At 65.6% G+C, this 503-nt stretch carries 1 protein-coding gene; it reads right to left on the bottom strand.

Annotated features, from left to right (window positions below; translation table 11 throughout):
- A partial coding sequence (locus tag ACYVGN_RS13425) for a helix-turn-helix domain-containing protein (protein ID WP_460791367.1) occupies nt 1-469 on the bottom strand: 469 nt, incomplete at its 3' end.
- Between the last annotated feature and the right edge of the window lie 34 nt (nt 470-503).

The following is a 503-nucleotide window of genomic DNA, read 5'->3' as shown; positions in this document are numbered from 1 at the left end:
CGTAGCGCCAGCCGCCGCCGTCGGGGATGTTGCCGAGCTTCTTCACGTCGACATGGATCAGAGCCCCCGGAGCCTCGTGCTCGTAGCGACGAGCGGGCTCACCGGTCTTCACGTCGATATGCGAGAGCCGGTTCAACCGGCAACGTTTCAGTACGGCATGAACGGTCGAGGACGCCATCTCCAACCGACCCGCGAGCTCAACTGGGCCGAGGCGCTTGCGGATCCGCAGATGCACGATCTTCTTCACCAGCCGCTGCGGAGTCCGGTTCGGATGAGTGTGCGGCCGGGACGATCGGTCGGCCATGCCCTCCTCGCCGAGCTCAAGGTAGCGCAGCGCCCACTTCTTCGCGGTTGGCCAGGACACCCGGAAGTAGTCCGCTGCTGCCGCGATCGTCCAGTCCTCGTCGATGACCTTCTGGGCGAGACGGAGCCTTTGGCGCGGGGTCAGCGCCGCGTTAGCGTGAGACACGAGAACCTCCCTGGTTCAGAGCGGATGCGGTAGC

It is taken from the genome of Microbacterium lacusdiani, assembly GCF_054779895.1.
Note: the sequence above shows the minus strand (reverse complement) of the source record. Positions and strands in the feature narration are given on the sequence as shown.